The 9395-nt window shown below is 55.5% G+C and carries 2 protein-coding genes; both read left to right on the forward strand.

All coding sequences use genetic code 11. The annotated features are described in order from the left end of the window. On the forward strand, positions 1-1765 hold a 1765-nt coding region (locus tag ABRS97_RS27665; protein WP_367819405.1), incomplete at its 5' end, for a condensation domain-containing protein. Positions 1766-1856: 91 nt separating this feature from the next. Then, positions 1857-9395, forward strand: a 7539-nt coding sequence (locus tag ABRS97_RS27670; RefSeq protein WP_367819406.1) for an amino acid adenylation domain-containing protein, incomplete at its 3' end; no start/stop codon positions are given.

A 9395-nucleotide genomic window follows, 5' to 3' on the forward strand; every position in this document is an offset into this window, starting at 1 on the left:
GACGGTGGCCGCGGTCCGGGAATATCTTGCGGCGGAGCTGCCGGCTTATATGGTGCCGGGAGCTTATGTGTTCCTGGAGGAGCTGCCGCTGAACGCGAATGGCAAGGTAGACCGGAAGGAGCTGCCTGAGCCAAGGGAGCTTCAGGATAGCGGATCCAGCTACACCGCGCCGCGGACCCCGGTAGAGCTGAAGCTCGCAGAGATCTGGCAGGAGGTGCTTGGCTTGAAGCGGATCGGCGTCCATGAGGATTTCTTTGAGATCGGCGGAGACTCGTTGGGGGCTGCTTCGATGGCAGGAAGGATTCAAAAGGAGATGGGGGTCTCCCTTCCTCTGCGCGATATTTTCCGGCTGCCGACCCTGGAAAAATTAGCCGTTCTTGTTGAAGGCTCGCAGCAGGCTGACTACAAGGGCATCCCCGTTCTGCCGAACCGGGCATCTTACAGGACGTCTGCTGCGCAGGAATGGATTTATACCGTGAGCACGATGTCAGGCGAAGGGGATATCTACAATATGCCGCACGTTCTGGAGATCACGGGATCGATCGAAGAGGACCGGATACGCTTCACCTTCCTGAAGCTGATGGAGCGTCACGAAACGCTGAGGACCGGGTTTGAGATCCAAGAGGAAGAAGTGGTGCAGCGTATTTACACAGATGTGCCTTTCGAAATCGAGCGGATTCCGTGGAAGCAAAACGCCCGTGAAATGCAGGAGGTGATCTCCCGGTTTATCCGCCCGTTTGATCTCTCGAAGCCGCCGCTGCTTCGCGTAGGGCTGGCCGCCCAACACACCGGGAAGCATCTTATGATCGTTGATATGCACCATATCATTTCGGATGGCGTTTCCATGCAGATCGTCATGCAGGACTTCTTGCGGCTGTACGCAGGGGAAGAGCTTGCGCCGCTGACGGTCCAGTATAAGGACTATGCAGCCTGGCAGCGTGAGAGAATGCAAAGCGATCAGTACCTGCAGCAAGAGGCTTACTGGCTGAAATCGTTGTCCGGTGAGCTCCGGGGAACGGATCTTCCGATTGCTTACCCTAGGCCTACACAGCGAAGCTACGAGGGGGGACAGTACTATTTCGAGGTGGATTCCGCGGTAGCGGAAGGGCTGCGGCAGCTGACCGCAAGCGATGGAAGCACCCTGTTCATGACGCTCCTGGCAGCCTATACGGTACTGCTCTCCCACTATAGCGGCTATGAAGATATTATTCTGGGGACTCATGTGGCCGGAAGAATATCTGGGGAGCTAGAGACGATGATTGGAATGTTTGTTAATACACTGGCCCTACGGAACTATCCGCGCAAGGAGCTTACTTTCCGGGAATTTCTCCATGAGGTAAGGGAGAATACGCTTGAGGCGTTCGAAAATCAGGAATATCCATTCGCTGAATTGGTCGAGAAGCTGGGTATCCGCCGAGATCCGAGCCGCAATCCTTTGTTTGATTTCGTATTTGCTTTTGCCGAGAGGGAGTCCGGGTATGCAGAGATTAACGGCATCTCGGTGAGCCCTTATGCCATGGATCACCATACGGCCAAATTCGATCTGTCTTTAACGATGGAGCTTGAAGACAGCGGGCTCAAGGGATCTTTTGAATATAGCACCGCTTTGTTCCCTATGAAATCGATCGAAACTTTGACGAGAGATTATCTTGAGCTGTTGGCGGTCATCGCGCTCCATCCGGATCGGCGCTTGGCAGACTTCCGTGTTACAGGTTTTCAGAAAAAGTCAGTTCCACAGCTGGATTCTATAGAACTTATCTTTTAATCTCACCTGCGGCTTCGTTACCCGCTGCCTGAAGTCAGGCAGCATCCCTACTCTAATCCTATGATGTGATAGAAAGGATGTACTGATGTTTATGAGCCTGTTTGATAAAGAAGCTGCCTATTGGAATCAGAAGTTAGACGGCGGGGATCGTATCGTGTGTCTTCCCTATAACCGGACTTCCGGAAATCAGATCAGCCTGTTCCAAACCGTCAACCTGACCCTGGAGGCCTCGCTCTCCAAGCGGATGATGCAAATCGCTGGCGGTTCTCCGTTAGCCTTGTACATGATTCTGTTATGCGGAGTGGAAGGGCTGCTGCACCACTACACGAATGAATCCAATATGCTGCTTGGCGTTCCGGTCTTCCGTCAGCCGGACGATTCGGCGGAGAGCCTCAATTCACTGGTCATTGTAAAAAACACGGTCACAGGTCAAAGCACATTAAAGACCTTGTTCTCCGATATCAAATCGGCCGTAAGCGAAGCTATGGAGCATCAGAATATTCCCTTCTGGAACTATACGGAGCGGATCACCACGCGATCCGCTTCGAATGGCAAGCCCTTAATCCACACGATTGCGGGGTTTAGGCCCCTTCATACGATGGATTTCAGGGAACAGGCCGCATTCGATCTGTTGTTCTTCTTTGATCAGGCGGATCAGGAGGTTGTGCTGGACCTTACCTACGATGAGCAGCGGTACAGCCGGGAAGCTATGCTCCGGTTGACTGTGCATCTGCAGGAGCTGCTCTCCGCGCTGGCAAGTGCGCCTGATCTCATTCTCGGGGATACGGTTCTCGTAACAGAGGAAGAGAAAGCCGCGATCTTGTTCGACTTCAACGATACGGCTGCGAGCTATCCGAAGGAAAAGACGATCCACGGGCTGTTCGAGGAGCAGGTGGAGCGGACGCCGGACAGAGCAGCCGTCCTGTGTGGGGACGAGCGGCTGACCTTCACGGAGCTGAACGAGAGGGCGAACCGTCTGGCGAGAAGGCTGCGGGCGGAAGGCGTTCAAGCAGGCGAGCTTGTAGGGATTATGACCGAGCGTTCGCTGGAGATGGTCATCGGGGTATATGCCATCCTGAAGGCGGGAGGCGCTTATGTGCCGATAGACCCGGACCATCCGGAAGACCGGATAAGGTACGTAGCGGAGGATTCGGGTATTCAGCTGCTGCTGACAACAGCTCAGTTCAGAGATCGGGTGAACTTTGAATGCCGGTGCTTGCTGATCGATGACGCTTCGTACAGCAGCGGGGACGGGGGCAATCTGGAGTCATCCTCTGGGCCAAGGGATCTCGCGTATGTGATGTATACCTCGGGCTCCACCGGGAACCCGAAAGGGGTTATGATTGAGCATCATTCCGTGGTCAACCGGATTCTCTGGGGACAGAGCCGGTTTCCGTTAGGAAGCGGCGATGTCAGTCTGTTCAAAACCCCGTTCACCTTCGATGTTTCGGTACCGGAGTTGTTCTGGTGGGGGATGGTCGGTTCCGCGGTAAACCTGCTGCCCCCTGGGGGAGAGAAGGATCCGGGTCAGATGGTGGAGGCGATCGCAAGCTCCGGGATCACTACCGTTCATTTTGTCCCATCGATGCTTCAACTGTTTCTTGAATATGTGGAGCTTCTGCCCTCAGAGGAAGTGTCTGTGAAATTAAGCAGTCTCCGGTACGTGTTCGCCACCGGGGAGCCGCTAACTCCGCATCAGGTGTCTCGCTTCCAGCGTTTGATCGGATCGGTCAATGGAGCGGGGATGATTAACCTCTACGGTCCGACGGAAGCGACGGTTGAGGTGACCTGCTTTCCTTGCGAACAAGATACGTCGTATCCGCTAATTCCCATTGGCAAACCGATATTTAACTCGGAACTGTATATTGTGAAGGAAGGCACAGCCAAGCTGCAGCCTATAGGCGTAGCGGGCGAGTTGTGTATAGCAGGAGTCTGTTTGGCACGCGGATACTGGAGACGGCCGGAACTGACGGCGGAGAAGTTCGTGGACAACCCCTTTCATGAGGGGGAGCGGATGTACCGGACAGGGGATCTGGCGAGATGGCTGCCGGACGGCAGTATCGAATATTTAGGGCGGATCGATCATCAGGTGAAGATCAGAGGATACCGGATCGAACTCGGGGAGATCGAAGCGCAGCTTTTGCGTCTGGAGGGGGTGCGGGAAGCCGTTGTCTTAGCCGGAGAGGACGAGACAGGAGATCAGTATCTTTGTGCCTATGTGGTTGTAAAGACGGCCTATGCCGCTCAGGATTGGAAAGATGAGCTTTCGCGGAAGCTGCCTTCCTATATGGTGCCCGCATACATGGTACAGTTGGAGGAGTTGCCGCTGACCTCAAGCGGAAAGCTGGATCGCCGTGCGCTGCCGAAGCCGGAGAAGGTGATACAGAGCAGCACCGAGTATGCTGCCCCCCGGAATCCGATCGAAGAAAGGCTTGCCGCGATCTGGAGGGAGGTCTTGAAGCTCCCGGATATTGGCGTGAAGCATAATTTCTTTGAATTGGGCGGGCATTCGCTATGGGCGGCTCGATTGGCAGGGAAAATATACAAAGAAATGAACATCGAATTGCCGCTGAGGGAAATATTCCGGTCGCCGACCATTGAAAGCATGGCCCAAGCTATAGACGGAATGAAGCGTAGCGATTATGTCGGCATTCCGCTTGCGGAGGAGAGAGATAGCTATCCCGTCTCCTATGCGCAGAAGCGGATCTATCTTCTAAGCCAGCTGGATGGCGGCGAGCTGAGCTACAACATGCCGGGGGTTCTGGAGATCCACGGTCCTTTAGACCGGACACGGGCCTATGAAGCCTTCCGGACCTTGATCGGCCGCCATGAATCGCTTCGGACCCGCTTTGAAATGAAAGACGGCGAGATCGTTCAGCGGATTCATGAGGAAGTGCCGTTTGAGCTCGAAACGATCCAGCGGGACGGGCGGGAGGTTACCGAATCGCTTCGCGGGTTCATTCGCACTTTCGACCTGGATCAGGCGCCGCTGCTGCGGGCGGGTCTTATCGAACTGGGGACGGAGCATCATTTGCTGCTGTTCGATATGCATCATATCATCTCGGACGGGGTGTCCATGAACCATTTGACACTCGAGTTCGCACGGTTGTATGAAGGAGAAACGCTGGCTCCCCTGCCTCTCCAATATAAGGACTATGCCGTATGGCAGCAGGAGAAGACGGACAGCGGGAGGTTACGGGAACATCAGCAGGCATACTGGCTGGATGTATTCAGCGGCGAGCTTCCAGTCCTTGAACTGCCGACCGACTATAGCAGACCTCTGGTACGGAGCTATCAAGGGGACTCCCTTAGCTTTACGCTTGGCAAGGAACGAAGCGAAGCGCTGGCACAACTTGCCCGGCAGACAGGGACAACCCTGCATATGGTGCTGCTCGCAGCCTATACGGCATGGCTTGGCAAATACAGCGGAAGCGCAGATGTGATTGTCGGCACCCCGGTGGCCGGAAGGCTGCAGGCGGAACTGGAGCCCCTCATCGGGATGTTCGTGGGCACGCTGGCGCTTCGGCAGTATCCGGCCGGAGACAAAACGTTCGAGTCGTACCTACAGGAGGTCAAGGAGGGGCTGCTGGCAGCATACGAACATCAGGAGTACCCATTTGAAGAACTGGTGGAGAAGCTGGACCTCCAGCGGGATCTGAGCCGCAATCCACTGTTTGACACGATGTTCGTGTTGCACAATACGGGACCATCCCCGATGACGATAGATGGACTAAAGATATCTCCTTATTCACAGGATTTTACGGCAGCGAAATTCGATCTCACGATGAACGCGGAAGAGACGGAGGGCGGGCTGCGTTTCTGGATCGAGTACGCCTCCGCTCTGTTCAAACGGGAAACGGTGGAGCGTATGGCGGGCCATTGGATAAGGCTGATCGACATGCTCCTGGAGGGTCCGAGCAGACCGCTGTCCTTACTTGAACTGACGACTTCAGAGGAGCGCCGGCAAATTCTTGAAGCGTTCAACGACACGGAGGCGGATTACCCCAAGGAGAAGACGGTCCACGGCTTGTTCGAAGATCAGGCTGCACGCACGCCGGATCGCGTGGCGGTAGTCTTTGAAGGCCAGGCATTGACTTATGCGCAGCTGAATGCCAGAGCCAATCAGGTTGCCCATACTTTGCGGGCATACGGTGTTGGGCCGGATACCGTTGTCGGAATCAGGACGGACCGTTCCTTAGAGATGATAATCGGCATCTACGGCATATTGAAGTCAGGAGGCGCCTATCTGCCGATAGATCCGGCGTATCCGGCGGAGCGGGTTCGCTACATGCTGGAAGACAGCAGGGCGAGGGTACTGCTGACCCAAGGGGAGGATGAAGTCACAACTCCCCGGTTCTCCGGCATCGTGCTGGACCTTCGGGATGAAGAGATCGGTAACCGGCCTGCGGACAATCCTGTACCCGTTAGCGGACCTGCGGATCTCGCCTACGTTATTTATACGTCCGGTTCCACCGGAAGACCGAAGGGCGTTATGATTGAGCATCATTCGGTGATCAACCGGATTCACTGGATGCAGAAGCGCTACAAGCTGGGCGAAGAGGACGTCATCCTCCAGAAAACCCCGTTCTCCTTTGACGTATCGGTATGGGAACTGTTTTGGTGGTCATGGTATGGTGCGGGCGTGTGCCTCCTGACGCCTGGAGGGGAGAAAGATCCCAGCCTCATCCGGGAGGCGGTCTCGAAATACGGCGTGACGACGATGCATTTCGTGCCTTCCATGCTCGGGGCGTTCCTGGAAGATCTGGAAGCGGCGGAAGGGGCATTGGAGCAAATCTCAAGTCTTAAGCAAGTGTTTGCCAGCGGTGAAGCACTGCCAAGTCCTATGGTGGAACGGTTCTACGCTTGGCTCGGACCAGATCGGGTGAAGCTGGTGAATCTATACGGTCCGACGGAGGCGACTGTGGATGTCAGTTCATACGAATGTGCTCCGGGGCTGGGACGCATCCCGATTGGAGCACCGATCGATAATATCCGGCTGTACGTGGTGGATGGGAAGCTGAACCTGCTTCCGATCGGTACACCAGGTGAGCTCTGTATTGCAGGGGCTGGTCTGGCCCGGGGATATGTGGGACGGCCGGAGCTGACGGCGGAGAAGTTTGTGGACAATCCCTTCATACCGGGCGAGCGGATGTACCGCACCGGCGACGTGGCCCGATGGCTCCCGAATGGCGATGTGGAGTATCTCGGCCGGATGGATCATCAGGTGAAGATTCGGGGCTACAGAATTGAATTAGGTGAAATTGAAAAAGCGCTTATGAATCATCCGGATGTGGTTGAGGCCGTTGTAGTGGACCGGATGGACCGGTCCGGAGCCAAGTCCCTTTACGCTTATTTCGTATCCAGGAGAGAGCTATCTGCTGCGGAGTGCAGAGAGCATCTGGTGAATAGCCTGCCCATGTATATGGTTCCCTCCTATTTTGTAGAGCTGGGCCGGATGCCGCTGACGCCAAATGGCAAACTGGACCGGAGGGCGCTGCCGGAACCGGACAGGGAGAGGGAAGGCGAGGGAACCTTCACGGCTCCTGCGGGGGGAATGGAAGCTCAATTGGCACATCTTTGGAGCGGGATCCTCGGTAAAGATAAGGTGGGCGCCACAGATGATTTCTTCCTCTCTGGCGGAGATTCCATTACCCTGCTCCGACTTGCCAGCCGAATTCAACTGGAGCTGAAGATCCCCGTCCAGCTAAAAGACCTGTATACGTATCGTACGATCCGCGAGTATGCCCGTTATTTGGAAGGTGCAGGAACAAAACACCAATCCGAAGAGCTGGAGAGCGGTCTGCGCTTGATCGAAACGTTCCAGGATACGCTGCGTGTCACGCCGGCATTCCAGACTTATGCTTCACAGGAGCTGGCAGAATTCTACCCGCTGAGCAAGATTCAGCAGAGTATGGTGTATTACTCGCTGCTGAAGCCCGATCAGCCGATCTATCATGATCAATTCTTCTTTTCCGTCCGGATGAATCCTATGAACAACGATATCTTCATCCAAACGGTGCGCAGGCTGCAGGACCGGCATGCTGTGCTTAGGACGGTTTTTGATACGGTAAACTTTAACGAGCCGATTCAACTGGTCTATAAGCGGATCGACCCAGATGTGGTCCTGGAGGACATCCGGCATCTTTCGGCCGATGCCCAAAAGGCCCATATTGAAGCATGCAGGGCGGCGGATCTGGGCGATAAATATTTAAAAGAACGTAGCTTATTATGGCGGCTCCGGCTGTTCCGACTAGGCGCTGAGGAGACCATCATTCTGTTATCGTTCCATCATGCGGCCCTCGACGGATGGAGTGTAGCGGTGTTCCAGCAGGAATTTATGGAATTATACGTGGAGCTTGCGGCCACAGGGGAGGCCTCGCCGGCTTCATCTTTAGAAGGGGCTCCGCTCCGCAGCTCGTACAAAGAATACGTGGCGCTGAACGCGTTCAGGCAGGCAGACGGGAAGACGGGAGACTGGTGGCGGGAATTCCTCGAGGGCTATACACGAGGCAAGCTGCCATTTAATATTGCTCGTAAACCCATGACAGCCACCGCGTCCAGTGCCATTATCAAGAGACCTTTGGCTCCGCAATTGGTGAGCAGGCTGGAAGCGGTGGCAGGAACGTACGGAAGCACCGTGCGAGACCTATGCCTAAGCGCCCATCTGTACCTGCTTCGTATCATAACCGTAGAGGAGGACATTGTAACGGGAGTCGTTTCGCACGACCGTCCTGCTGTAGAGGACGGGGATCGCATACTCGGATGCTTCTTGAACACACTGCCGATGAGGCTGCATGTGGGCAAGCATGAAGACAAAAAGGGGCTGGTGAGGAGAGTCGCGGATACAGTCTACCGGATGAAGGCCAGTGAAGCGTTCCTGAGCGATATCGCCAGAATGATCGGCGAACGTTCTGATCCGTCACTCAATCCGATATTCGATACATTATTCAACTATACCGACTTTCATATCCTGGATTATGGAAAAGGCGGGAGCGGTATTCGTCCGGAACAACCTGGTGGATTGGAGCTGCAGAACGCTGAGATGACCAACACGCTGCTGGATATCGAGGTGCATCGGAGCAGCGAGCACATGAATGTCCAAATCAAGTATGCCCCGAACTACTTCTATGAGCAGGATATGGAAACGGTATTCACGCTCTATGTGCGGATTCTGGAGGAGCTGTGCGACGAGGCGAATCCGATTTTGGGCAGCGGAGCATTGATCCTGACGGAGGAGGGGGAACGGCTGCTCAGCGAATGGAATGCTCCGGTGTACGAGCTAGCGGCGACTTACACGGAGGGCAAGACACTGCACGGACTGTTCGAGGAACAGGCGGCAAGAACGCCGGACCATGCGGCGGTTCGGCACGGAGGCCGGACGCTGACTTATGCGCGGCTGGAGGCGGAGTCGAACCGGCTGGCGCGGCATTTGGCGCGGCAAGGGGTGCGCAGCGGGGATCATGTGGCCTTGGTGGCCGGGCGCGGAACCGGCATGATCACCGGGTTGCTCGCCATCCTCAAGGCGGGGGCGGCTTACGTGCCGGTCGATCCGGATTACCCGCCGAGCCGCAAGGCGTATATTCTGCATAACGCGGAAGCCGTAGCGGTACTGATCGACCGCGCTTACCCG

The sequence above is a fragment of the Paenibacillus tabacirhizosphaerae genome, from assembly GCF_040812395.1.
In the GTDB taxonomy this organism is placed as follows: domain Bacteria; phylum Bacillota; class Bacilli; order Paenibacillales; family NBRC-103111; genus Paenibacillus_E.